General features: G+C 72.6%; 18 protein-coding genes and 1 tRNA gene. 7 read left to right on the top strand and 12 right to left on the bottom strand.

Annotation, left to right across the window (positions count from 1 at the left end; genetic code table 11):
• The first annotated feature begins 171 nt into the window (after nucleotides 1-171).
• Together Q6349_RS05635 and Q6349_RS05630 are read left to right on the top strand one after the other, a co-directional pair.
• Entirely contained in the window at nucleotides 172-1083 is a 912-nt protein-coding gene (locus Q6349_RS05635; protein ID WP_304603252.1) for an ABC transporter ATP-binding protein, read from the top strand.
• On the top strand, nucleotides 1083-1955 hold the full coding sequence (locus Q6349_RS05630; protein ID WP_304603251.1) for an ABC transporter permease subunit: 873 nt from the start codon (nucleotides 1083-1085) through the stop codon (nucleotides 1953-1955). The genes Q6349_RS05635 and Q6349_RS05630 overlap by 1 nt, the downstream gene beginning before the upstream one ends.
• Before the next feature lie 39 nt (nucleotides 1956-1994).
• Here Q6349_RS05630 and Q6349_RS05625 read toward each other — a convergent pair whose 3' ends face one another.
• Nucleotides 1995-5360: an efflux RND transporter permease subunit gene (locus Q6349_RS05625; RefSeq protein ID WP_304603250.1), complete on the bottom strand. Its 3366-nt coding sequence runs from the start codon at nucleotides 5358-5360 to the stop codon at nucleotides 1995-1997.
• A gap of 246 nt (nucleotides 5361-5606) precedes the next feature.
• Between Q6349_RS05625 and Q6349_RS05620 the strand changes: the two genes are divergently transcribed.
• Both Q6349_RS05620 and Q6349_RS05615 read left to right on the top strand, forming a co-directional pair.
• Nucleotides 5607-5858, top strand: coding sequence for a hypothetical protein (locus tag Q6349_RS05620; RefSeq protein ID WP_304603249.1), 252 nt, complete (start codon nucleotides 5607-5609; stop codon nucleotides 5856-5858).
• A gap of 25 nt (nucleotides 5859-5883) precedes the next feature.
• On the top strand, nucleotides 5884-6558 hold the full coding sequence (locus tag Q6349_RS05615) for a winged helix-turn-helix domain-containing protein (protein WP_304603248.1): 675 nt from the start codon (nucleotides 5884-5886) through the stop codon (nucleotides 6556-6558).
• A gap of 13 nt (nucleotides 6559-6571) precedes the next feature.
• Here the strand turns inward: Q6349_RS05615 and Q6349_RS05610 are convergent, their stop codons facing one another.
• Complete coding sequence (locus tag Q6349_RS05610) at nucleotides 6572-6853, bottom strand: hypothetical protein (protein WP_304603247.1); 282 nt, start codon at nucleotides 6851-6853, stop codon at nucleotides 6572-6574.
• A gap of 77 nt (nucleotides 6854-6930) precedes the next feature.
• Here Q6349_RS05610 and Q6349_RS05605 point away from each other — a divergent pair, with 77 nt between their 5' ends.
• Complete coding sequence (locus Q6349_RS05605) at nucleotides 6931-7272, top strand: DUF6221 family protein (RefSeq protein ID WP_304603246.1); 342 nt, start codon at nucleotides 6931-6933, stop codon at nucleotides 7270-7272.
• Here Q6349_RS05605 and Q6349_RS05600 read toward each other — a convergent pair.
• The gene (locus tag Q6349_RS05600) at nucleotides 7248-8216 is read right to left on the bottom strand and encodes an EamA family transporter (protein ID WP_304603245.1); all 969 of its coding nucleotides are present in this window, start codon (nucleotides 8214-8216) and stop codon (nucleotides 7248-7250) included. The two genes, Q6349_RS05605 and Q6349_RS05600, sit on opposite strands and share 25 nt — an antisense overlap.
• 72 nt (nucleotides 8217-8288) lie before the next feature.
• Here Q6349_RS05600 and Q6349_RS05595 point away from each other — a divergent pair, with 72 nt between their 5' ends.
• Nucleotides 8289-9233 carry a LysR family transcriptional regulator gene (locus tag Q6349_RS05595; RefSeq protein WP_304603244.1) on the top strand — a complete coding sequence of 315 codons (945 nt, stop codon included), beginning with the start codon at nucleotides 8289-8291 and terminating at the stop codon, nucleotides 9231-9233.
• 43 nt (nucleotides 9234-9276) lie between these two features.
• On the opposite strand, the gene Q6349_RS05590 is transcribed toward Q6349_RS05595, so the two are convergent.
• The 6 genes from Q6349_RS05590 to eno form a co-directional block, all read right to left on the bottom strand.
• Nucleotides 9277-9350, bottom strand: a tRNA-Leu gene (locus Q6349_RS05590).
• A gap of 117 nt (nucleotides 9351-9467) precedes the next feature.
• Nucleotides 9468-10937: an NAD(P)/FAD-dependent oxidoreductase gene (locus Q6349_RS05585; protein ID WP_171246989.1), complete on the bottom strand. Its 1470-nt coding sequence runs from the start codon at nucleotides 10935-10937 to the stop codon at nucleotides 9468-9470.
• A 162-nt stretch (nucleotides 10938-11099) separates the two neighbouring features.
• Nucleotides 11100-12050 (bottom strand): Ppx/GppA phosphatase family protein, encoded by a 951-nt coding sequence (locus Q6349_RS05580; protein ID WP_304603243.1) that lies wholly within the window; start codon nucleotides 12048-12050, stop codon nucleotides 11100-11102.
• Between the two features lie 40 nt (nucleotides 12051-12090).
• On the bottom strand, nucleotides 12091-12546 hold the full coding sequence (locus tag Q6349_RS05575) for a DUF501 domain-containing protein (RefSeq protein WP_304603778.1): 456 nt from the start codon (nucleotides 12544-12546) through the stop codon (nucleotides 12091-12093).
• A gap of 88 nt (nucleotides 12547-12634) precedes the next feature.
• The gene (locus Q6349_RS05570; protein ID WP_304603242.1) at nucleotides 12635-13303 is read right to left on the bottom strand and encodes a septum formation initiator family protein; all 669 of its coding nucleotides are present in this window, start codon (nucleotides 13301-13303) and stop codon (nucleotides 12635-12637) included.
• A gap of 356 nt (nucleotides 13304-13659) precedes the next feature.
• Entirely contained in the window at nucleotides 13660-14940 is a 1281-nt protein-coding gene (gene eno / locus Q6349_RS05565) for a phosphopyruvate hydratase (RefSeq protein ID WP_304603241.1), read from the bottom strand.
• A gap of 207 nt (nucleotides 14941-15147) precedes the next feature.
• On the opposite strand from eno, the gene Q6349_RS05560 reads away from it, so the two are divergent.
• Nucleotides 15148-15855, top strand: a complete 708-nt coding sequence (locus Q6349_RS05560; RefSeq protein WP_304603239.1) for a hypothetical protein — start codon at nucleotides 15148-15150, stop codon at nucleotides 15853-15855.
• A gap of 51 nt (nucleotides 15856-15906) precedes the next feature.
• Here Q6349_RS05560 and ppdK read toward each other — a convergent pair whose 3' ends face one another.
• From ppdK to mfd, 3 genes are read right to left on the bottom strand one after another with little or no spacing between them, the layout of a single operon-like run.
• Complete coding sequence (ppdK, locus tag Q6349_RS05555; RefSeq protein WP_304603238.1) at nucleotides 15907-18594, bottom strand: pyruvate, phosphate dikinase; 2688 nt, start codon at nucleotides 18592-18594, stop codon at nucleotides 15907-15909.
• An 18-nt stretch (nucleotides 18595-18612) separates the two neighbouring features.
• Nucleotides 18613-19509 carry a pyruvate, water dikinase regulatory protein gene (locus Q6349_RS05550; RefSeq protein ID WP_304603237.1) on the bottom strand — a complete coding sequence of 299 codons (897 nt, stop codon included), beginning with the start codon at nucleotides 19507-19509 and terminating at the stop codon, nucleotides 18613-18615.
• A 54-nt stretch (nucleotides 19510-19563) separates the two neighbouring features.
• Entirely contained in the window at nucleotides 19564-23172 is a 3609-nt protein-coding gene (gene mfd, locus Q6349_RS05545; protein ID WP_304603236.1) for a transcription-repair coupling factor, read from the bottom strand.
• Between the last annotated feature and the right edge of the window lie 4 nt (nucleotides 23173-23176).

Genomic DNA, 23176 nt, shown 5'->3' with positions numbered 1-23176 from the left:
TCGCGGCTGCCGGATGCGCACGACGGGTTGTCGCGCGCAGTGCCGGGTCGCTGGCCGTGACACTCATCCTAGGCAACGCGCGGACCCTGTCACACGTTCCCGCCCTCGGCGGCGTCCCGGCGCTAGGCTCGGGACCAGCGGCGTGCAGCGTCCGACGAAGGAGTGGCGCCCATGATCGAGGCACGAGGCCTCTCGAAGAGGTACGGCGACAAGCTCGCCGTCGACGACATCTCCTTCACCGTGCGCCCCGGCGTCGTCACCGGGTTCCTCGGCCCGAACGGTGCCGGCAAGTCGACGACGATGCGGCTGGTCATGGGCCTGGACCGACCGACCGCGGGCACGGTGACCGTCAACGGACGCCCCTACGCCGACCACGCACGCCCCCTGGCGGAGGTCGGCGCCCTGCTGGAGGCCAAGGCCGTGCACCCGGGACGCACCGCACGGCGTCACCTGCAGGCGCTGGCCGCGACGCACGCCATCCCGGACTCCCGCGTCGACGAGGTGATCGACCTCACCGGCCTGACGGACGTCGCGCGCAAGCGGGTCGGCGGGTTCTCGCTCGGGATGGGGCAGCGGCTCGGCATCGCGGCGGCGCTGCTCGGCGACCCCCGCACGCTCATCCTCGACGAGCCCGTCAACGGGCTGGACCCGGAGGGCGTGCTGTGGGTGCGCCACCTCGCGCGCCGGCTCGCCGCGGAGGGACGCACGGTCTTCCTGTCCAGCCACCTGATGAGCGAGGTCGCCCAGACGGCCGACCACGTCCTGGTCATCGGACGGGGCCGGATCCTCGCCGACACGTCCGTCGCCGAGCTGCTGGACGACGCCGCCCGTCGCCGCGTCCGGGTCCGCACCCCGGAGCCCACGGCCCTGGCGGAGGCGTTGCGCCGGGCGGGCGCCCAGGTCACGGCGTCCGAGGACGGCGGACTGGACGTCGCCGGGACGGAGGCCGCACGCATCGGCGAGCTCGCCGCCGCCGAAGGATTCGTGCTGCACGAGCTGACGCCGGTCTCCTCCACGCTGGAGGACGCCTACCTGTCGCTGACCTCGGACGCCGTCGAGTACCACGCCGAGGAGGTCTCCTGATGACCGCGACCGCCGCCTCCCCCGCCGCACCGACCTCGCAGGTGCCCGTGCGGCCCGTCTCGTTCGTCGGTGCGCTGCGCTCGGAATGGATCAAGTTCAGGTCGCTGCGCTCGACGGTCTGGACGGTGCTCATCACGGCCCTGCTCATGGTGGGGTTCGCCCTGATGATGGCATCCCTGCTGAACACCGCCTCGACCGAACCCGAGATGCAGGAGGGCATGTCCTCCGACCCGGGGCTGCAGGCCCTGGGCCTGACGGGGACGACGGCGGTCACGCTCGGCTACTCGTTCGCCCAGCTCGCCGTGGCGGTGCTGGCCGCGCTGACCGTCACGAACGAGTACTCGACCGGGATGATCCGCGCGACGTTCTCCGCCGTGCCGCACCGGTTGCCCGCGCTGTGGGCCAAGCTCGTGGTGGTCGTGGCGGCGACCGTCGTCGTGATCTCGCTCGCCCTGGGCGTGGCCGTGCTGGTCACGATGCCGATCCTGGACTCCGCGGGGCTGCCGGTCGACCTGTCCGATGCGGACCAGGTCCGTGCGCTGGTGGGCTGCGTCCTCTACCTCGCCACGGTGGCGGCGTTCTCCCTGGCCGTCGGCGCGCTGCTGCGGCACACGGCCGGAGCGATCTTCACTCTCGTGGCGCTGTTCTTCGTGCTGCCGATCATCTTCCAGATCGTGGTCTCGGCGTCGGACGCCGTCTGGGCCGAATGGGTCAACAAGCTGCTGCCCTCGGTCGCCGGGGAGCGGATCATCTCGACCGGTGTCACCCCGCCCACGCTGCTGGAGCCGTGGGTCGGGTACGGCGTCCTGGCGGGGTACACGGTCGCGCTGCTGGTCGCGGCAGGCGTCGCGTGGCGGCGCCGCGACGCCTGACCGGGGAACCCCCGGCCGACGTCGCGGCCACCGCCCGGCTCAGCCGGCCGCCCCCGCGGCGGTCGTCTCGCGGTCCGTGGGCTCGACGACCGGGCCCTCCTTCTTCTCGGCCCGCCGACGCCGGCGTGCGGCACGGCGCTCCGTGCGGCCCTCCACCAGCGTGTACAGCACCGGGACGATGAGCAGCGTCAGCAGCGTCGAGGAGATCAGACCACCGATCACGACCAGGGCCAGCGGCTGGGAGATGAACGCCCCGCCACCGGTCAGCCCGAAGGCCATGGGGGTCAGCGCGAAGATCGTCGCCAGCGCCGTCATGACGATCGGCCGCAGTCGCTTGCGGGCGCCCTCGCGCACCGCGTCCTCCAGGGTGCGGCCGCGTCGGCGGTACTGGTTGATGAGGTCGATGAGCACGATGGCGTTGGACACCACGATGCCGACCAGCATCAGCACGCCGATGAGCGCCGCGACCCCGAGCGGGGTGTCGGTGACCAGCAGCGCGACCAGCGCACCGGTGGCGGACAGCGGCACCGAGACCAGCAGGATGAGCGGCTGGATCAGCGACTTGAAGGTCGCGACCATGATCACGTAGACCAGCGCGATCGCCGCCAGCAGGGCCAGGCCGAGGTCGGCGAACGCCTCCTCCTGGTCCGCGGTCACACCCCCGACCTCGACGGTCGCCCCGGCCGGCAGGTCGAGCCCCTCGATGGCGGCGGACACCTCGGCGCTCAAGGTGCCGAGGTCCTGGGCGCCCGGGGTCACGGAGACCGTGGCGGACCGCTGCCCGTCGGCGCGGCTGATCGAGGCGGGCGTCTCCACCTCCTCCACGACGGCCACGTCGTTCAGGCGCACCGTCCCGGAGGCGGTCGGGATCTTGATCCTCTCGATCTTGCCGACCGTCTCGGGCGCCTCACCGGTCACGACCAGGGTCTCCAGGGGCCCGTCGCCCAGGTCGACCTCGCCCACGGTCTGCTCCGGGGTCATCTCGCCGGAGACGACGGCGGCGACCTGCGTCTCGCTGAGCCCGGCCTCGGCCGCGGCCTCCCGGTCGACGTCCACCTGGAGGACCGTCTGGGCGGACGCGAGGTTGTTGGTCACCTCGGCGACGCCGTCGAGGTCGGCGACGGCGTCCTGCACCGTCCGGGACGCCGTCCCGAGGTCGTCGAGGTCCGTCGCCCGGACGACCAGGTCGATCGTGTCGGCTCCCCCGAACCCGGAGTCCCCGGTGGAGACGCTGATCTCCGTCGTGGGGCCGTCGTCGGCGAGACCCTCGACCGCGGTGCGGACCTCGTCCTGCACCGCGACGCCGTCGGCGTCCTCGTCGAGGGTCACGGAGAAGCTCGCGCTGGGCGCGGCGCCCCCGCCGAAGAACGCCGCCTCGGGCGAGTCGCCGGCTCCGACGGAGGTCTGCACCGTCTCGACGCCGTCGACGCCGGCGATCGCCTGCTCCATCTCGCGCGCGGCGTCGTCCTGCGCCTCGAGGGAGGCGGTGTTCTCGAACGTCTGGGTCACCGCGAGCGTGTCCTGACCGGAGTCGCCGATGAAGTTCGTCTCCAGGCGGGGCACCAGGGCGAGCGTCCCGCCGAGGATGCCGACGGCCAGCAGCAGCGAGATCCACGGGTGGCGCAGCGAGGCGGCCAGGCTGGGCACGTACGCCCGCTGCCACAGGCCCCGGCGCTCCTTGGCCTCGGCCGCCTCGCGGATCGCCCGGCCGCCGTCGGTGGCCTCCTCGGAACCCTTCGGCGCCTTGACGAACCAGTACGCCAGGACCGGCACGATCGTCAGGGCCACGAGCAGCGAGGCGAGCATCGCGATGGCCACGGTGAACGCGAACGGGCGGAACAGCTCCCCGGTCATGCCGGAGACGAGGCCGAGGGGCAGGAAGACGGCGACGGTGCAGATGGTCGAGGCCGCGATGGCGCCGGCGACCTCACCGGTCGCGGTGAGGATGGCGCTCTTCTTGTCCTCGCCGTACGACAGGTGTCGCTTGATGTTCTCGATGACGACGATCGCGTCGTCGACCACGCGGCCGATGGAGATCGTGAGGGCGGCCAGCGTGAGGATGTTCAGGGTGTAGCCGGTGACGTCCATGACGAGGAACGCCGTGGCCAGCGACAGCGGGATGGACACCGCCGAGACGAGCGTGGCGCGCATCGACAGCAGGAAGACGAGGATGATCAGGACCGCGAAGACGAGACCGAGCCCGCCCTCGGTCGCGAGCCCCTCGATGGACTCCTCGATGAAGGGCGCCTGGTCGAACACGACGGCCGTGGTGATGCCGGCCTCGTCGAGCTCGGCGGCGTTGGCGTCGATGGCCTCCTGCACGGCGTGCGAGACGTCGACGGTGTTGCCCTGCGGCGTCTTGATGATGGCGATGCCCAGTGAGGGCTCGCCGTCGAGGCGCGAGAAGGAGGTCTGCTCGGACGGGGCGACGGAGATGTCGGCGACGTCGCCGAGCAGGACGGGCTCGGGCGGGGCGGGGGGTGCGTTGGCGTCGGGCAGCCCCTCGGGCTCCGTGCCGGCGCTGCCGTCGGCCGGTGCCCCGGCGGTGCCGTCGGTCCCGGACGGCGGCACGGCACCCTGCGCACCTGCCGCGGCGGCCGCGGGGTCGTCCGCCGCTCCCGCGGCGCCCCCGTCGGTAGGCGCGGCGGCGGACACCGTCGGCACGAGGGGGATCTCCCTCAGCTCCTCGAGGCTGCCGAGGCGGGTACCGGCCTGCAGGGAGTAGGTGTCGCCCTCCTCGGTGACCGTCCCGGCCGGGACGACGGTGCCGTAGTCGGTGAGCACCCGGGTGACCTGCGCGACGTCGAGTCCCTCGTCGGCGAGGTCGCCGGGGTCGACGTCGATGAGGATCTGGTCGTCGACCGCGCCGCTGACCGTCACGGAGCGGACGTCCTCGATGTCCTCCAGGTCCGGCACCAGCACGGCGTCGATCTGGTCGGCCAGCTCGGCGAGGTCGTCGCCCGCACCGGCCGCGGCGAGCTGGATGACGGGCAGGTCGTCGAGGGACCCGGTGATGACCTGGGGCTCGACGTCCTCCGGCAGGGCGGACTGGATCTGCGTCATGGCGGTGGTCAGCCGCTGCGTGGCGGCGTCCATGTCGGTGCCGTAGGCGAACTCGACAGTCGTGGTCGACGTCCCCGTGGAGGCGGTCGAGCTGATGGACTCGATGCCGTCGACGGCCTGCACCGCGGCCTCGACCTGCTCGGTGACGTTCTCCTCGACGACCTGCGGCGAGGCGCCGGGGTACGTCGCCAGGACGACGCCGGCGGGGAACTGGAGGGAGGGGATGAGCTCCTGCTTCAGCGAGGTCAGGCTCAGGGTGCCGAAGACGAAGATCGCGACGGTCACCAGGGCGACCACGGCGCGGTTCGCCAGGGACAGGCGGGCAAGGCGGAACACACTCACTCCAGGGCGTGGACGATCAGCGACGGTCGTACGGGAGCACAACGGATCCTCAGCATACGAAGTTCCCGGGGGTGGTCCACCGCACCGTGGCGCACGTCACGCCGACGGCCCGTCCGGGACCGGTCGCCGATCGGGCCAGCACGCTCGTGCCGTGAGCCTGGACACACCTTCCAAACATCTGTTGGCAAAGATATCTTTGCAGCGCTATGTTTGGACCATCCGCCAGACCTCACCGCAGGAGACGCCATGATGCTCACCGCCACCGCACCGCGCCCGACCGTCGTCGACCGCGTCGGCGACCACGTCGCACGGCTGCTGGTCGACGCCGGCACCCACCTGAGCGACACCCTCACCGCCCGCGCGGAGCACCGCGCCAGCCGTGCGAAGCACCGTGACGCGCACGCCCGGGACCGCCGCGCCCGGGGCCTCCACCAGCACCTCGCCGTCGAGCGGACGCGCGACAACACCGCGCAGGTCAATCCCCTGGGACTGCGTTGAGGTGCCAGCACAGTACGGTCGTGACATGACGGACCCCTCCACGCCGGCACCGGACGCCCCCCGGCCGCCCGCCCCGGTCGACGCGGCCCGGCTGCGGGGACTGTCGCACCCGCTCCGCGTCCGGATCCTCGACCTGCTCCAGGTGCACGGGTCCCTCACCGCCAGCCGCCTGGCCGAGCTCGTCGGCGAGTCCAGCGGATCCACCAGCTACCACCTGCGCCAGCTCGCCAAGCACCAGTTCGTCCGGGAGGTCGAGGGCAAGGGCACCGCCCGCGAACGCTGGTGGGAAGCGACGCCGGGGGGTCTCGTCATCGGGCCGGCGGCGGCCGACGACGCGGGCGTCCGCACCACCCGCTCGCTCGTCCGCGCCGGCTTCGAGCAGGCCCGCCAGGAGAAGATCTGGCGACTCCTCGACCTGATGAACGAAGACCCCGCGCAGATCCCGGACTCCGCCGGCTGGGAGGAGGCGATCACCCTCATGACCGCCAATGCGCACGCGACACCCGAACAGCTCCTCGGACTGGTCGAGGCCGTCCAGGCGACGATCACCGCCGAGATCAGCCGGCTCACGAGCCAGGAACCCGACCCGCGGTCCCGGCCCGTGCAGATCCACTTCAACGCCTTCCCGGTCGTCCCTGACGACGGGCCGTCACGACCCGTCGGCACCGACGCCGCGGGTCACGGCGACCCGCTCGGCTGACCCCCGGGCGCCCTCAGCGCCTGCTCACCGCCGAGGCCCACAGCCAGGCGAACCCCTCGCGGCCGACAGGGTCGACGTACCGCACGTACACGGCACGCGGGGTCCAGGCGAGCGCCTCGCCGTCCGCCTGGAAGGTCCTCCCCCGGCCGTCCGTCACCCACGCGGTCACCGGCAACGGCTCCGGAGGGCGGGTCGGCGGCTCCCGGCGCGCCTCGGGCGGGACCTCGGTGGCGACGTCACGCAGCGGCACACGCTCGATGCCGCGGTCGCCCTCCCCACGCCGTGTCGAACTCATGTTCGAATGCTAGCGCGCCAAGCGCCCCGTCGTCCTGGAGGTAGCCGAAAGGCCGCCGGAGACGCAAGGATGCGCCCATGACGCTGTTCGAGTTCCTGGCAGAGCGACTCGGCGAGGACGAGATCTCGGCCCGGGAGGTTCCGTCCGGCCGCTGGTCCGTCGTGGCCGACGACGGACTGCTGACCGACTACCTCACCCGCCTCGACCCCTCTCGTGTGCTGGCGGAGGTCGAGGCGAAACGCCGGATCGTGGAGCTGCACGAACCCTTCATCATCGGCGATCTCGGTGAGACGCTCTGCTACCGCTGCGGCCACGGGAACGAGTCCGACCCCGGTGCGCGATGGCCCTGCCTCACGGTCGCCGCCCTCGGGACCGTCTACGCGGACCACCCGGACTACGAGGAGAGCTGGCGGCCGTAGGACGCTGCGGGGCTCGCGGCACGCTGCTCCGACGTGCCCCGCGGCCCCGCACGCCTCCCCGACGCCGGTCGGCTCCCGGGTCGCGGCAGCCGACTACCCAGGAGAACGCCGAGGATCACGAGCACACCGCCGGCGAGCTCCCCCGGGGTCGCCGTCTCCCCCAGCACGAGCCACGCCGCGGTCATGCCCACGACGGGCACCAGCATCGAGAACGGCGCGACCACGCCCGCCGGGTGGCGCGACATCAGCCAGGTCCACAGACCCGACCCCGCCACGGTGCCGAGCAGCACCGTGTACGCGAGGCCGACGACGGCACCGACGGCGCCCGGGTCGTCGTAGGAGACCAGCGAGGTCCGGATGCGGTCCGGCCCCTCGACGAGGAGCGAGACCGCCAGCATCGGCAGGGGCGGCACCACCGACATCCACAGGGCCAGGTGCAGCGGGTTGCGCGGCCTGGCCTGCCGGTTGCACACGTTCCCGATGGCCCAGCCGAAGGCACCGGCCAGCGTCAGCAGGAAGGGCAGCACGGCGGCGTGCTCGGCCCGTTGCCACCCGACGACCGCGAGTCCCGCCACCGCGACGAGGATGCCCACGAGCTGGCGGCCGCTGAAGCGCTCGCGCAGGAACGTCGCACCCAGCACGACGGTGAAGGGCCCCGACGCCTGCAGGACGAGGGAGGCGAGCCCGGCCGGCATCCCCGCCGCCATCCCCCAGTACAGGAACGTGAACTGCAGCACGCCGAAGCCGAGGCCGTAGCCGATCAGCCAGCGCACCGGCACCCCGGGCCACGGCACGAGCAGGACGGTCGGCACCGCCAGGACGGCGAACCGCAGCGCCACCAGGAACAGCGGCGGGTAGTGCTGCAACGAGGCGTCGATGGCCAGGAAGTTCAGGCCCCACAGCAACGCCACGAGGGCGGCGAGGAGACGATGACGGGTCGGCACGTCCTCATGCTCGACCTGTCCGAGGATGAAGCACAAGCGACACTTTCTTCATCGACGACGTAGGCTGACTTCATGGAAGTCCGGCACCTCGAGCTGCTGCGCGAGCTGGCGGACCGGGGCAGCATCTCTGCCGTCGCCGCAGCCACGCATCGCACGCCCTCCGCCGTGTCCCAGCAGCTGCGCACGGCCCAGCGCGAGCTCGGTGCCGCGTTGGTGGAGCCGCACGGGCGCGGGGTCCGGCTGACCGACGCGGGCCGGCTGCTCGCGGACGGTGCGGTGGAGGTCGCCGTCGCGCTGTCCGCCGTCCAGGCGCGCTGGGACGCGTTCCGCGACGCGCCCGCGGGCACGGTCTCCGTGGCCGCCCTGCCGAGCGCCGCCACCTACCTCTTCCCCGCGCTGGAGCGGGACCTGGCCGCGAGCGGCGTCGAGCTGCGACTGACCGAGCTCGATCTCGCCGAGGCGGAGTACGGGGCCATGACCGCCGACCACGACGTCGTCGTCGCGCACAGCATGACCAGCGTGCGGCCGCCCGGGACCGACGGTCTCGTCGTCGTGCCCGTCGTCGACGAACCGATCGACGTCGCGATGGCCACGCACCACCGTCTCGCGGCCCACGGCACCGTGTCGCCGGCCGACGTCGTCGACGAGGTCTGGGTGGGTGTGCCCCGGGGGTTCCCGTTCGACACCGTGCTGCGCACCATCGAGCAGGCCACGGGGGCGCAGCTGGACGTGCGCCAGCGCCTGCTCGACAACCGGCTGGTGGAGGCCCTGGTCGCGACCAGCTCACGGCTGGCGGCGCTGCCCCGGTTCACCACGCCGGTCGATGACGGGCTCACGCTCCGTCCGCTGACCGGCGTACCGGCCGTGCGTCACCTCTCCGCGGTGATGCGACCCGACCGCGCCCGACGCCGGGCCGTCCGACACGTGCTGGACAGCCTCACCGCCGCCGCCGCGGACACGGCCCGGCGTCACGGCGTCGAGGGCCGCCGGCCCCGCGACGGTTCGACGTCGGCGTGACCACGCCGGGCCCGTGGCCCACGCGGGCTGACGCCGCGGTCCGTGCCCCCGCCCGGGTTCGAACCGGGACTGGACCGGGTTTAAGCCGGCTGCCTCTGCCAGTTGGGCTACGGGGGCGTGCGGGACGACGATCGGGCGGCCTCGATCGACAGCTCCGGTCGCGATCGGCAGCTCAAGATACCGAACGGGACGGGAGCGTCGACCGGGACCGCCCGATGCGTGCTCGCCGGGACGTCAGCCGCCGTGCTCCGCCTTGGCCGCGGAGGCCTCCGCCTTCTGCTCGACCTTCTCACCCTGCTGCTTCGGCGGCACCGAGGCCTTGCGGAACTCGTCGCGCGGGTCGTGCAGCGAACCGAGGGAGACGATCTCGCGGCCCATGAGGAACTGGCCGATCCAGCCGATGAGGATGCGGAACTTCCGGTTGCCCGTCGGCATCGCCATGACGTGGTAGCTGCGGTGGGCGAGCCAGGCGAGGGGGCCCTTGAGCTTGACGAAGCCGAACAGCTCCGCCACGCCCTTGTACAGGCCGAGGGAGGCGACCACGCCGATGTTCTTGTGCTTGTACTCCACCAGCGACTCGCCCTTGAGCTGGGCGATCAGGTTGTCCGCGAGCTGGGTGGCCTCGCGGATCGCGTGCTGCGCGTTCGGCGGGCAGAACGAGCCGGGGTTGAGCAGGTCCGGCACCGCGGCGCAGTCACCGGCGGCCCAGGCGTCCGGGACGACCTCGCCCTCGGTGCCGTCCTCGTTCGTCCGCGCGACCTGCAGCGTCGGCAGGACCGTGACGCGACCCATCTTGTCGCTGGGCAGGTCGGAGCTGTCCTTGATGACCGGGTTCGCCTTGACCCCGGCCGTCCACACGATCGTCTCGGTGTCGAACTCGACACCCGTGGAGGTCACGACGTGGCCGTCCTCGCAGGAGGACAGGAACGTGTTGAGGTGGAACTCGATGCCGCGCTTCTTCATCTCCTCGAGCGCCCACTCGCCCATGGGCTCGGAGACCTCCGGCAGGATGCGGCCGGCGCCCTCGATCATGACGAACCGCAGGTCCGACTCCTCGATGGTCGGGTAGTTGCGGGTCGCGTAGCGCGCCATGTCCTCGATCTCGGCGAGCGCCTCGATCCCCGCGAAGCCGCCGCCGACGAAGGTGAAGGTCAGCATCCGCTCGCGCAGGTCGGCGTCCCACGTGGACGAGGCGACGTCCATGCGGTTGAGCACGTGGTTGCGCACCGCGATGGCTTCCTCGACGTTCTTGAAGCCGATGGCGTTCTCCGCCAGGCCCGGGATGGGCAGCGTGCGCGAGACCGAGCCGAGGCCGACGACGAGGTGGTCGTAGGAGACCTCGTAGTCCATGCCCTCCTCGGGCGAGATCGTGACCTTCTTGTCGCCGTGGGCGATGTTGGTGACCTTGCCCTGCAGCACGTCGATGCCCTTGAGGGCGATCCGGTGCGGGGCGACCACGTCGCGCGCGTCGATCGAACCGGCGCCGGCCTCCGGCAGGAAGGGCGCGTACGTCATGTAGGGGCGCGGGTCCACGACGACGATCGCCGCCTCGCGCTTGCCGAGCTTCTTGCGCAGCCGGCGCGCCACGTACAGCCCGACGGAGCCACCGCCGAGCACGACGATGCGAGGCACCTTGCGGGGGCGCGGTGCGGGCGCGGGCGCGTCCTGGGCAGGGTTGTCCGTCGACAGAACGTTCTGAGGCATGACCACCAGTCTACGACTGCCTCACCTCGGATCGCACGGGAGGTGACGGCCTGTGCTCACGGTCACCGCCCCGGACCGCTGTGACCAGGCGTTTGCGCCGACATCACGGCACAGGATCGACAGAACGGACACCCCGAAGGTGTCCACGATGTGATCGATCGGTCAGACGAGGGACAGCGCGATGCCGTCGAGGATGTCGCTCTCGCTCGTGACGACCTCGGTGAGACCACCACCCGCCGCGGCGACGTCGTCGCGCACCCGGGCCACGATCTGCGACCAGATCAGCGCACCCGCACCGATCACGTCGGCCCGGCCCGGGTGCATGAACCCCAGCGCGAGCCGCTCCTCGCGAGTACGCCGCAGCAGGTCGTCGCAGGCCGTCAGCACGTCGTCGACGCCGAGCACGGTGCCGTTGATGGCGTCCCGCTGGTAGCTCGGCAGCCGCAGGGCGTGCGCCGTCACCGACGTCACGGAGCCCGCGAGCCCCACGAGGGTGGCGGTGCGCCCCAGCGGCACGACCCGGGCGGCCTCGTCGAGGGCCGCGTCGACGTCGGCCCGTGCCGCGGCGACCTCGTCGGCCGTCGGCGGGTCGGACGGCAGGTGACGCTCGGTGAGGCGCACCGAGCCGACGTCCATCGACACGGCCGCGTCCGGCGTCGTCGTACCCAGCACCAGCTCGGTGGAGCCGCCGCCGAGGTCGACCACGAGGTAGGGGCCCGGGTGGCCCGCGGCCTCGCCGCTCGTCGCACCGCGGAAGGACAGCTCGGCCTCCTCCTGGCCGGTGATCACCTCCGGGTCCACGCCGAGCGCGGCGCGCACGCCCGCGGCGAACTCGTCCCGGTTCCGGGCGTCGCGGGTGGCGGACGTCGCCACGAACCGGACCCGCGTCGCCCCCAGCTCGGCGGCGACCTTCGCGTACTCCCGCGAGGCGGCGAGCGTGCGCTCGAGCGCCTCGGGCGCCAGCTCACCGGTGCGGTCGACGCCCTGGCCGAGCCGCACGATCTGCATCCTCCGGTCCAGCTCGGTCAGGGTGCCGTCGGCGGCGACGTCGGCCACCAGGAGGCGGATGGAGTTCGTGCCGCAGTCCACGGCGGCCACACGGGTGCTGCTCATCACGGACGCACCCTCTCACCCCGGACCGACACGTGCGACGTCAGCACGAGCACCGGTCCGGGCGCCACTGGTCCCGGACCATCGCCAGCGCCTCGTCACCCAGCGGGTTGACCCCGGGGCCGGCGGCGAGGCTGTGCGCGACGAGCACGTGCAGGCACTTGACCCGGGTCGGCATCCCGCCGGCCGAGATGCCCTCGATCTCCTCCACCTGGCCGAGCTCCGCCCGACGCGCCAGGTAGTGCTCGTGGGCGGCCCGGTAGGCGGCGGCGAGCTCGTCGTCGACGGCGAGCCGGTCGGTCATCTCCTTCATCACGCCCTCGGCCTCGAGGCGGGAGGCCGCGGCGACGGCGCCGGGGTGGGTCAGGTAGTACGTCGTCGGGAAGGGCGTGCCGTCCGGCAACCGCGGCGCGGTGCGCGCCACCAGCGGGCGCCCGCACACGCACCGTGCGGCGACGCCGACGACGCCCCGGGGCGTCCGGCCGAGCTGCTCGGCCATCACCTCGAGGTCGTGGGGGGTCGCGACGGTCGGGTCGTCGCCGGGTGCCGGCGCGGTGGACGGGGACGAGGGTTCGGGACTCACCCGGTCATTGTCCCTCGCCGGGGCCGGGGGTCTCCACGTCGGCCGGGTCCACGCCCGACCCGGGGTCCACCACCGCGCGGTCCGCGGCCTGCACGGACTCCCACATCGCCTGGTACCAGGGGGCGCCCGTGGTGCCCGCCCCGACGTCCGGTGTCGGGTCGGTCCCCGTGACCGGCTCGTCGTCCTGCTCGATCTCCTCGGCGTCGACGACACGCCAGGCGGTGTCCCCGGGCAGCACGTAGTTCAGCCGGCTCCGGGCCTGCTGGATGACGTAGGTCCGGTCGTCCCAGCGCGCCAGCTCGTTCTCGAGCTGGTCCCGCTCGGCCTGGTTGGCGGTCAGCTCCGCCCGCAGGCGATCGATCTCGGCCTGCTGCTGCACCGCGCCGCGCACCGTCGGCAGGAGCAGGACGAACGCGAGGAGCACCACGACCGAGAGCACGATGAGCCGGACGGTGAGCACCTCGGGCAGGACCAGCCCGAACCGGCTGCGGCGCCGTTCGTCCCGCGACGGGCCGGCCGGGCGGCGCGAGGCGCCGGCCGTGGCGGACGCCGACGACGACGTCGTGCGGGTCCGACCGCCGGTGGAGCGCGAGGACGGCCGCGGCCCGGGGTGGCCGGTCGGGCGCGTCGGACCCCGGCGGGGTCGGGGCGTGGTCGGTCGACGGGAGGACACGTCCCGATTCTGCCGGTCCACGGGACGCGAGCGGCTCACCCCGCCCGGCGTGCCCGCGTCCGGGCCGACTGCGCGGGTCAGGACGACCGGGCGCGACTCAGGACGGCCCTGCGCGAGTCAGGTTCACAGACCGCGAGTCAGAAGGATCGAGCGCGAGTCAGAACGGCCTGGCGCGAGTCAGGAAGATCGAGCGCGATTCAGGACGATGGGGCCCGTCCCAGGAACGACGACGGCCGGTCGCCCCTCGCGGAGGGGCGACCGGCCGTCGGTCGTACGGGCTCGTCATCCTGACCCGTGCGGATCAGTCCTGACTCGCGCGAATCGGTCCTGACCCGTGGCCCGGTCGGGCGTCGACGTCAGCCCTGGTAGCGCGGGAAGGCCGACTTGCCGGCGTAGCGCCCGGCGTCGTCCAGCGCGTCCTCGATGCGCAGCAGCTGGTTGTACTTGTTGACGCGCTCGCCGCGAGCCGGCGCACCGGTCTTGATCTGACCGGCGTTCGTGGCCACGGACAGGTCCGCGATGATGGTGTCCTCGGTCTCGCCGGAACGGTGCGAGGTCATCGTGGTGAAGCCGTTGCGCTGCGCGAGCGTCACGGCGTCGAGCGTCTCGGTGAGGGTGCCGATCTGGTTGAGCTTGACCAGCAGGGAGTTCGCCGCCTTGAGCTCGATGCCCTTGGTCAGACGCTCCGGGTTGGTGACGAAGAGGTCGTCGCCCACGATCTGGACCTTGTCGCCGATGCGCGCGACCAGGGTGCTCCAGCCCTCCCAGTCGTCCTCGGCCAGCGGGTCCTCGATGGAGACCAGCGGGTAGTCCTCCACGAGCTGCTCGTAGTACTCGGTCATCTCGGCGGCCTGCAGGCTCTTGCCCTCGAAGGAGTACTTGTCGTCCGAGAAGAACTCGGTCGAGGCCACGTCCAGCGCGAGCGCGACGTCGTCGCCGGGCTTGTACCCGGCCTTCTCGATCGCGGTGATGATCAGGTCGAGCGCGGCACGGTTGCTCGACAGGTTCGGGGCGAAACCGCCCTCGTCGCCGAGACCGGTCGCCAGGCCCTCGGCCTTCAGCACGCCCTTGAGGGCGTGGTAGACCTCGGCGCCCATGCGCAGGGCTTCCTTGAAGGACTCCGCACCGACCGGCGCGATCATGAACTCCTGGATGTCGACGTTGGAGTCCGCGTGGGACCCGCCGTTGAGGATGTTCATCATCGGCACGGGCAGGACGTGCGCGTTCGGGCCGCCGACGTAGCGGAACAGGTCCAGGCCCGCGCTCTTGGCCGCGGCCTTCGCCACGGCGAGCGAGACGCCGAGGATCGCGTTCGCGCCCAGCTTGCCCTTGTTCGCGGTGCCGTCCAGCTCGATCAGCGTCTGGTCGATCAGGCGCTGCTCCTCGGCGTCGTAGCCGATGAGCTCGGGAGCGATGTCGTCGATGACGGCGTTGACCGCGCCCTCGACGCCCTTGCCCAGGTAGCGGTTCTTGTCGGCGTCCCGGCGCTCGACGGCCTCGAAGGCGCCCGTGGAGGCGCCCGACGGGACCGCGGCACGGGCGAACGTGCCGTCGTCGAGGGCGATCTCGACCTCGACGGTGGGGTTGCCACGAGAGTCCAGGATCTCGCGTGCGCCAACGGCTTCGATGCTTGCCACGGATGCTCCTTCTGCAGGGCTCGTGGGCGGTCGGGGCCAGGCCCGGACGCTCTGACGTCCCGTGGCAGCCGACGCCCACGACGTTGGAGGGTTGACGCCCCCAGGGTAGCCCTCACGTGGCGGGCCCGCCGTCCTGCCCGGCAGGCGAGCACCCGCCGTCCGGAACTCACCCGCGCACCGCGGGGCGGCCGCACTATCGTGACGAGGGTGGAGGGCTTCTGGGACTTCGTCGGCTCCTACTGGTGGCTGGTGTTCCCGCTGAGCGGCATCATCGGCGGGTGGGCCGGCGGCGTCCGCCGGTGGGACGAACGCCGACGCCGGGACAAGATCGAGCTCTACCGGCTCCAGCACGCGGACCGCGTCGCCGCCGCGGAGGCGGAGGAGTCGCTGACCGACGAGATCGAGCGCACGATCGCGACGCACGAGGAGACCGAGCGTCGCTGGCTCGAGTACGAGCTGGACGCCGTCAAGACCCTCGACTTCCCGGTCATGACCGACATGCGCGAGCAGGTCACCGTCGACTACCACCGCGCACGCCGGGAGGCCGAGGCGCTGCGGCCGGAGGACCCGGCCGACCTGCGCGACCGTCGGCGGCTGGACCGCTACGGCGCGGCGGTGCGCGAGTACCAGCTCACGTTCGACGTCGCCGAGCGCGAGGCGAAGCGGCGTCGGGCCTCCGACTTCTCGGCGGAGGAGCGGCGGGCGCTGGACCGGGCGAAGAAGCTGCTGGCCCTGGCCGACGACGACGGCGCCTCCCCGGCCGAGCGGCAGTCCGCCTACCGCCGGGCCATGAAGGAGCTCGAGGGTATCGTCGTGCTGCCCGACGCCGCCACCGCCGCCATCGAGCAGCGGATCGCGGGCGAGCTGGGCGCCACCGCCCCCGACTCGTCGGACCGCGGGGACACGACGCCCTGACGGCCCGTCCCGGGACCGGGACGGGCCGTCAGGGCGTGCTCGTCAGGGCGCTCAGCTCGTGCCGAGGGACACCTGCGCCGCCGCGAGCCGCGCGATCGGGACGCGGTACGGCGAGCACGAGACGTAGTCCAGACCGATCTCGTCGAACAGGGCGATCGACGCCGGGTCGCCGCCGTGCTCCCCGCAGACGCCCGTCTTGAGGTCCGGGACCGTGTCGCGACCCTTCCGGACGCCGGTGCGGACCAGCTCGCCCACGCCGTCGACGTCGATGCTCGCGAACGGGTTGCCCGGCAGGATGCCGGCCTCGACGTAGGCGTTGAGGAAGGAGCCCTCCGCGTCGTCGCGCGAGATACCGACCGTGGTCTGGGTCAGGTCGTTGGTGCCGAACGAGAAGAAGTCGGCGTGCGCGGCGATCGCGTCGGCCACGAGCGCGGCCCGCGGCAGCTCGATCATCGTGCCGACCGAGTGCGGCACGTCGTCCCCGGGCACCTCCTCGGCCCAGGTCTCCTCGACGACCTCGCGCATGCGGCGCAGCTCCTCGTCGAACCCGACCAGCGGCACCATGATCTCGACGTGCGGGTCCTGGCCCCGCTCGCGGACGGCGCGGGCCGCGCGGGCGATCGCCCGCACCTGCATCCGCGCGATCTCCGGGTAGAGCAGCGCGAGCCGCACGCCCCGGGTGCCGAGCATCGGGTTCATCTCGCTGAGCCGCTTGACGTGGGCCAGCAGCTCGCGGGCGTCGTCCAGCTCGGGGCCGGTGGTGCCCGCGTCCTCGAGCCGCTGGACGTGCACGGACTGCTCGACGAGGTCCGGCAGGAACTCGTGCAGCGGCGGGTCGATGAGCCGGATCGTGACCGGCAGCCCGCTCATCGCGGTGAGGATCTCCTCGAAGTCCCCCTGCTGCATCGGCAGCAGCCGCTCCAGCGCCGCGGCCCGCTCCTCGGTGGTCTCGGCGAGGATCATCGACTGCACGACGGGCAGCCGCTCGGCGTCCATGAACATGTGTTCCGTGCGGCACAGGCCGATGCCCTCGGCACCGAGCTCACGGGCCTTAGCCGCGTCCGGGCCGGTGTCCGCGTTGGCGCGCACACCCAGGCGTCGCACGTCGTCGGCCCAGGCCAGCACCGCGGTGAAGTCCTCGGTGATCCGCGGCGGCACCAGCGTCAGCGCGCCGGCGTACACGTCGCCCGTGGTGCCGTCGATGGTGATGGTGTCCCCCTCGGAGAGCACCGTGTCCCCCACGGTGACCCTGCGGGCCTCGACGTCGATCTGCAGCTCGCCCGCACCGGCGACGCACGGCTTGCCCATGCCCCGGGCGACGACGGCGGCGTGCGAGGTCATGCCGCCGTGGGTGGTGAGCACACCCTGGGCCGCGATGACGCCGTGGATGTCGTCCGGTGTCGTCTCCCACCGCACGAGCACCACGGACTCGCCGGCGTCCCCGCGCTCGGCGGCGGTGTCGGCGTCGAACACGACGGTGCCGACGCCGGCACCCGGCGAGGCGTTCAGGCCGCGGGTCAGCGGCTTCTCCCCGTGCTCGGGGTCGAGGCCCGGGTGCAGGAGCTGGTCGAGCTGGGCGGGCTCGATCCGCCGCAACGCCGTGCTGCGGTCGATGACGCCCTCGGCGACGAGGTCGCGGGCGACCTTCAGCGCCGCGGCGGCGGTGCGCTTCCCGGTGCGGGTCTGCAGCAGGTAGAGCTTGCCGTCGTCGACGGTGAACTCGATGTCCTGCATGTCGCCGTAGTGCTGCTCGAGCCGGGCCATGGTGTCCAGCAGCTCGCGGTAGGCGTCCGGCAGGACCTCCTCCATCTCGGCGAGGGCGCGCGGGGTCCGGATGCCGGCGACGACGTCCTCCCCCTGGGCGTCGACCAGGAACTCGCCGTAGAGCTCCTTGGCCCCGGTGGCGGGGTTCCGCGTGAAGCACACGCCGGTGGCGGACGTGTCGCCGCGGTTGCCGAACACCATCTGCATGACGTTGACCGCCGTGCCGAGGTCGTCGGGGATGTCGTGCGCCCGGCGGTAGACGTTCGCCCGCGGGGTGTCCCACGAGGAGAACACGGCCTGCACGGACCGGCGGAGCTGCTCGCGCGGGTCCGTGGGCAGCCCCTGGCCGGTGTGGCGCAGCGCCACGGTGCGGAAGGTGTCGACCAGCTCCTGGAGGTCCTCGACCGTCAGCTCGTTGTCGAGCTCGACGCCGCGGCGGGCCTTCAGCGCCGAGATCTCGTCCTCGAACGCGTGCCCGGGCACCCCCTCGACGACCTCGCCGTACATCTGCAGGAAGCGGCGGTAGCAGTCCCAGGCGAACCGGGGGTTGCCGGACTCCTCGGCCAGCCCGACGACGGACTCGTCCGAGATCCCGAGGTTGAGGATGGTGTCCATCATGCCGGGCATCGACATCACCGCACCGGACCGGACGGAGACCAGCAGCGGCCGCTCCGCGGCGCCCAGACGCCGGCCCGTGCGCTGCTCGAGCGCGTCCAGGTGCGCGAGGATCTCCTCCCAGAGCCCGTCCGGCCAGGTGCCGCCGGACTCCATCGTGGCGACGCAGGCCTCGGTGGTGACGGTGAACCCGTCGGGCACGGGGACGCCGATGCGGATCATCTCCGCCACCCCGGCCCCCTTGCCGCCGAGCAGCGGCTTCATCTCCGCGGTTCCCTCGCCCAGGTCGTAGACGAGCCGTCGGCTGCGGGCCTCGGCGACGCTCTGGTCGGTGCGGGCGTGCTCGGACTGGTCGGTCATGGCTCCCTTGCCTTCCTCTCAGCTCCGGGCGGAAGGATCGCTCCGCCCGTCGGCGCTTGTGGGCAGGACTGTACGGGTGCGGCGCCGCGCTGTCACAAGATCGATGATCCGCCCCGCGGCCTCCTCCAGGGCCAGCGTGGTGGTGTCCAGCACCGGGCACCCGAGCCGGCGCTGCACCTGCGCGACGTCGTCGAGCTCGTCGACGATGCGCGCCAGGTCGGCGTACCCGCCGAGGCTCCCGGAGCCCTGTCGCGCGGCCCCCATGAGGTCCACCCGGCGCCGGCGGATCGACACCAGGCGCTCCGGGTCGATGGTCAGCCCGACGAGCTTCCAGGAGTCGACCCGGAACAGCTCCGGCGGCGGCGGGACGCCGGCGACGAGGGGGATGTTCGCGGTCCGGTAGCCCAGGTAGCCGAGGTACATCGACAGCGGCGTCTTGCCGGTGCGCGAGGCGCCGACCAGGACGATCTGCGCCTCCTGGAGCCCGTCCGGCGTGACGTGACCGTCGTCGTTGGCGATCGCGAACTCCATCGCGTGGATGCGCTCGAAGTAGTCGGCCGCGAGCCCCACCGGTTGGACGAGCCGGGCGGGTTCGGCCCCCGTCCGGGCGGTGACGGCGTCCAGGGCCGGGGTGAGCAGGTCGGCGCACGGGATGTCCAGCTCAGCGCACCGGTCGATGACCTGCCCGTGCAGCACCTCGTCCACGACGGTGCAGAACACGACGGCCAGGTCCGGGTCGGCGCGCAGCTGCTCCACGACGTCGTCGAGCCCCTCCTGGCTGTGCAGGCGCGGGTGCCGCACGACGACGACCTCGAGCTCGGGGTACTGCGCCTGGACGGCACGGCCGACCCGGGCACCGGTGTCACCGGTCGAGTCCGCGACGACGTGGATGACGACCCGCTCGGAGGTGATCATGGGCCCAGGCTAGGCCCGGGGACCGTCGTCGCGCCGGGTGGGCCGGGCGCGTCGTCAGCGCGTGGCCGTCCCGGCCGCCGCGGCGGCCGACACCTCCCCCAGGACGACGGCGTCCACGAGCTGACGTGCCCAGTCCAGCAGCGCCGCACCGCGCAGCGGCTTGCCGCCGATCCGCGCCGTGGTGGGGAACGGGACGAGGAAGGCCCGGATGCCGGGCTTGAGGACCGTGCCGGGGTACAGCCGCTTGAGCCGCATCTGGGCCGACTCGGGGAGGTCCACCGGCGCGAAGCGGATGTACTTGCCCTGCGCGGTGATGTCGGTGAGCCCGGCCCGCCGCACGTGGTTGCGGAACTCCGCCACCCAGAACAGCGACTCGGTCGGCTCCGGGAGCGCCCCGTACCGGTCGGTCAGCTCGGCGCGGACCTCGGCCAGGGCCGCGGAGTCCTGCGCGGCCGCGATCTTCTTGTACGCCTCGAGGCGCAGACGCTCCGTCGCGATGTACGACTCGGGAAGGTGCGCGTCGACCGGGAGCTCGATGGTGACCTCGGGTTCCTCGGCGTCCCCCTCGCCCTTGAACGCGCGGACGGCCTCGCCGACCATCCGCACGTACAGGTCGAACCCGACACCGGCGATGTGGCCGGACTGCTCGCCGCCGAGCAGGTTGCCCGCCCCACGGATCTCGAGGTCCTTCATCGCGATCTGCATGCCCGCCCCGAGGTCGGTGTTCGCGGCCATCGTCGCCAGCCGGTCGTGGGCCGTCTCGGTGAGCGGCCGCTCCGGGGGGTACAGGAAGTAGGCGTAGGCACGTTCGCGACCACGGCCCACGCGACCGCGCAGCTGGTGGAGCTGCGACAGCCCGAAGGTGTCGGCGCGCTCGAGGATCAGGGTGTTGGCGTTGGAGATGTCCAGGCCGGTCTCGACGATCGTGGTGCACACCAGGACGTCGACCTCCCGCTCCCAGAAGGCCCGGATGACCTGGTCGAGCTGGTTCTCGCTCATCTTGCCGTGCGCGACACCCACGCGGGCCTCCGGCACGAGCTCACGGATCTTCGCCGCCGTCCGGTCGATGGACTCGACCTTGTTGTGGATGTAGAAGACCTGCCCCTCGCGCAGCAGCTCACGGCGCACCGCCGCGGCGATCTGCCTCTCCTCGTACGCACCGACGTAGGTGAGCACCGGGTGGCGCTCCTCCGGGGGCGTGGCGAGCGTCGACATCTCCCGGATGCCGGTGACCGCCATCTCCAGCGTGCGCGGGATCGGCGTCGCCGACATCGCCAGCACGTCGACGTTGGTGCGCAGCTGCTTGAGCGTCTCCTTGTGCTCGACGCCGAAGCGCTGCTCCTCGTCGACGATCACCAGGCCGAGGCTCTTGAAGTGCACCGAGCCCGTGATGAGCCGGTGGGTGCCGATGACGATGTCGACCGAGCCGTCCTTGAGGCCGGCGATCGTCTCCTCGGACTCCTTGGCGCTCTGGAACCGCGACAGGGCGCGGACGTTCACCGGGAACCCCGCGTACCGTTCGGAGAACGTGTCGAAGTGCTGCTGCACCAGCAGCGTGGTGGGCACGAGCACGGCCACCTGCTTGCCGTCCTGGACGGCCTTGAACGCCGCCCGGATCGCGATCTCGGTCTTGCCGTAGCCGACGTCACCGCAGATCAGCCGGTCCATGGGGACGGTCTTCTCCATGTCGGCCTTGACCTCGTCGATGGTGACGAGCTGGTCGGGCGTCTCGACGTAGGCGAAGGCGTCCTCGAGCTCCCGCTGCCACGGGGTGTCCGGCCCGAAGGCGTAGCCCTCGGTGGCCATGCGCGCCGAGTACAGCCGGATGAGCTCGCTCGCGATCTCCCGGACGTGCTTGCGGGCGCGCGCCTTGGTGTTCTTCCAGTCGGCGCCGCCCATCTTGTTCAGGCTGGGCGACTCCCCGCCGGTGTACTTGGTGACCTGGTCGAGCTGGTCCATCGGCACGAACAGGCGGTCCCCGGGGTGCCCGCGCTTGGAGGACGCGTACTCGATCACCAGGTACTCGCGGGTGGCCGCGCTCGCCCCCGCGCCGAGGGTGCGCTGCACCATCTCGACGAACCGTCCGACCCCGTGCTGCTCGTGCACCACGTAGTCCCCCGCCTGGAGCTGCAGCGGGTCCACGACGTTGCGGCGCCGGGAGGGCATCTTGCGCATGTCGCGGGTGGTCGAACCCTGCCGACCGGTGAGGTCGGCCTCGCTGAAGACCGCGAGCCGCAGCTCGGGGACGACGAACCCCTTGCCGACCAGCGCCGGGACGACGTGCACGACGCCGCCCTCGGGTTCGGTGGCCAGGTCCGTGGACAGCCGGGCCGCGGTGTCGGACGCGCCGAGCTGCTCGACCATGCGCTTGGCCGGTCCGGGGCCCTCCGTGGTGAGCACGAGGCGCCAGCCCGCCTTCTGCAGCCCCCGCACGTCGTCCAGCGCACGGGCGACGTCCCCGCGGTAGGACTCCACGTCGCGGGCGGCGATCGTGACGGTGGTCGCGCCGCCCTCCCCCGTCGCGACGGGCGGCGCGTCCTCGTCGGCGGTCTCGGCCCCCTCCAGGGAGAACGCCGAGAGCGTCCACCAGCCCAGGCCCCGGCGGGCGGCGACCTCGCGGGTCTCGGCGAACGTCGCGAACGACGCGGCGGACAGGTCGATCGGTGCGTCGGCACCGGCGACGGCGCCGGTCCAGGCCGCGGCGAGGAACTCCTCGGTCGTGGCCACGAGGTCGTGGGCGCGACGCCGCACCCGCTCCGGCTCGTCCAGGACCAGCAGCGCGTCGTCGCGGACCAGGTCGAGCACCGGCACCATGCGCTCCACGAGCACCGGGGCGAGGGACTCCATGCCCTCGACCGCGACGCCCGCGGCGAGCTTGTCCAGCATGTCGGTGGCGCCCGGGAGCTGCTGCACCAGGTCCGCGGCCCGGGCACGCACGGCGTCGGTGAGCAGGATCTCGCGGCACGGCGGTGCCCACAGCCCGTGGTCGGCGATCTCCAGGGACCGCTGGTCGGCCACGGCGAACCACCGGATCTCGGTGACCTCGTCGCCCCAGAACTCGATGCGCAGCGGGTGGTCCTCCGTCGGCGGGAAGACGTCGAGGATGCCGCCGCGCACGGCGAACTCCCCCCGGCGCTCGACCATGTCGACGCGGGTGTAGGCGGCGGCCACGAGGGCGTCGCCCACGGCGGTGAGGTCCGCCTCCTGCCCGGTGCGCAGCGCCACGGGCTCCAGCTCGCCGAGGCCGGCCACCACGGGCTGGAGCAGAGCCCGCACCGGCATCACCAGGACGTCGACGGGGCCGGTCGGGCCTGCCTCGTCGGGGTGGGCGAGCCGCCGGAAGACCGCGAGGCGGCGGGCCACGGTGTCGGCGCGGGGCGACAGCCGTTCGTGCGGCAGCGTCTCCCACGAGGGCAGTACGGCGATGCCGTCGGACCGGTCGTCCGGCAGGTACGCGCGCAACGCGGCGGCCAGCTCGTCGGCGTCCCGGCCGGTCGCCGTGACGACCACGAGGGGGCGCTTCTCGGCGGCGGCGGCGAGCAGCGGCGCGCGGACGCCCCGCGGACCGACGACGTCGACCTCGCCGCCCTCGGGGACCGCGTCGAGCGCAGCGGCAGCGCCGGGGTCGGCGAGCAGAGCAGGGACGATGCCGGTGAGGTTCATGAGA

It is taken from the genome of Isoptericola sp. 178 (genome assembly GCF_030586525.1).
GTDB classification, from domain to species: domain Bacteria; phylum Actinomycetota; class Actinomycetes; order Actinomycetales; family Cellulomonadaceae; genus Isoptericola; species Isoptericola sediminis.
Note: the sequence above shows the minus strand (reverse complement) of the source record. Positions and strands in the feature narration are given on the sequence as shown.

Bases quoted from the DNA above. Each gene is read 5' to 3' on its own strand.
- Q6349_RS05595 (WP_304603244.1), top strand. From the start codon at position 8,289: ATGGAAGTCCGGCACCTCGAGCTGCTGCGCGAGCTGGCGGACCGGGGC.
- Q6349_RS05605 (WP_304603246.1), top strand. From the start codon at position 6,931: ATGACGCTGTTCGAGTTCCTGGCAGAGCGACTCGGCGAGGACGAGATC.
- Q6349_RS05615 (WP_304603248.1), top strand. From the start codon at position 5,884: ATGACGGACCCCTCCACGCCGGCACCGGACGCCCCCCGGCCGCCCGCC.
- ppdK (WP_304603238.1), bottom strand. From the start codon at position 18,594: ATGACCGACCAGTCCGAGCACGCCCGCACCGACCAGAGCGTCGCCGAG.
- Q6349_RS05580 (WP_304603243.1), bottom strand. From the start codon at position 12,050: ATGAGCAGCACCCGTGTGGCCGCCGTGGACTGCGGCACGAACTCCATC.
- Q6349_RS05575 (WP_304603778.1), bottom strand. From the start codon at position 12,546: ATGGCCGAGCAGCTCGGCCGGACGCCCCGGGGCGTCGTCGGCGTCGCC.
- Q6349_RS05620 (WP_304603249.1), top strand. From the start codon at position 5,607: ATGATGCTCACCGCCACCGCACCGCGCCCGACCGTCGTCGACCGCGTC.
- Q6349_RS05630 (WP_304603251.1), top strand. From the start codon at position 1,083: ATGACCGCGACCGCCGCCTCCCCCGCCGCACCGACCTCGCAGGTGCCC.
- Q6349_RS05585 (WP_171246989.1), bottom strand. From the start codon at position 10,937: ATGCCTCAGAACGTTCTGTCGACGGACAACCCTGCCCAGGACGCGCCC.
- Q6349_RS05550 (WP_304603237.1), bottom strand. From the start codon at position 19,509: ATGATCACCTCCGAGCGGGTCGTCATCCACGTCGTCGCGGACTCGACC.
- Q6349_RS05610 (WP_304603247.1), bottom strand. From the start codon at position 6,853: ATGAGTTCGACACGGCGTGGGGAGGGCGACCGCGGCATCGAGCGTGTG.
- Q6349_RS05635 (WP_304603252.1), top strand. From the start codon at position 172: ATGATCGAGGCACGAGGCCTCTCGAAGAGGTACGGCGACAAGCTCGCC.
- mfd (WP_304603236.1), bottom strand. From the start codon at position 23,172: ATGAACCTCACCGGCATCGTCCCTGCTCTGCTCGCCGACCCCGGCGCT.